General features: G+C 75.9%; 1 protein-coding gene. It reads left to right on the forward strand.

The window, feature by feature from the left end:
• The first annotated feature begins 152 nt into the window (after nt 1-152).
• Complete coding sequence (locus tag ACFV4G_RS32380; RefSeq protein WP_380445715.1) at nt 153-623, forward strand: nuclear transport factor 2 family protein; 471 nt, start codon at nt 153-155, stop codon at nt 621-623.
• Nucleotides 624-797 lie beyond the last annotated feature (174 nt).

Consider the following 797-nt stretch of genomic DNA (forward strand, 5'->3'; position numbering starts at 1 on the left):
GGGGGGGGGGGGGGGCGCGGCGCCCGCCCCCCGGCGCCCGCCCCACCCCCCCCCCGCGACGCGGCCGGCCCGGCTGCCCGCCGACCGGAAACCCGCGCGGACGCCCGACTAGCCTGTGCAGCGAAGATCATCCGCCGTACGAGGGGGAGCCCATGACCGCACTCACCGACCCGGCCCTCGCCCACCGGGCCATCGAGAACCTGATCGCCCGCTACGCCGAGCTCGTCGACGACGGCGACTTCGCCGGACTCGGCGACCTCCTCGCCCACGCCACCTTCACCGGCAGCGGCGAACCGGTGAGCGGGCGCGCGGCGATCGAGCGGCGGTTCCGTGACACGGTGATCCTCTACCCCGATGGCACACCGCGCACCCAGCACGTCACCACGAACACCGCCATCGACCTCGACGGCCCCACCGCTACGGCTCGCTCCTACGTCACCGTCCTCCAAGCCGCCCCGGGCCTCCCCCTCCAGACCATCGCCGCCGGCCGCTACCACGACCGCTTCGAACACACCGAAGGCCAGTGGCACTTCACCGAACGACGCGTCCGCATCACCCTCCTCGGCGACCTGACCCACCACCTCCACCAGGCGAAACGGGGAACTACGGAGCCCCCTGCCTGACCCAGTTGCCATCCGCCCCCACCACGTAGGTACGCCGCGGCCCCATGGCCGCGACCCTGGCCCGCAGCTCGGCCTCCACCACCGCGGGGTGGGGGGGCCACCCGCACCCCCCCCCGGGAAAACCGCCCCCCCCCCCGGGGGGGGGCCCAGGCCGCTGGGGCGGGCGCGCCCCCC

It is taken from the genome of Kitasatospora sp. NPDC059747 (assembly GCF_042732955.1).
Lineage (GTDB): Bacteria > Actinomycetota > Actinomycetes > Streptomycetales > Streptomycetaceae > Kitasatospora.

Coding starts and splice junctions, on each gene's coding strand:
- ACFV4G_RS32380 (WP_380445715.1), top strand. CDS start 153: ATGACCGCACTCACCGACCCGGCCCTCGCCCACCGGGCCATCGAGAAC.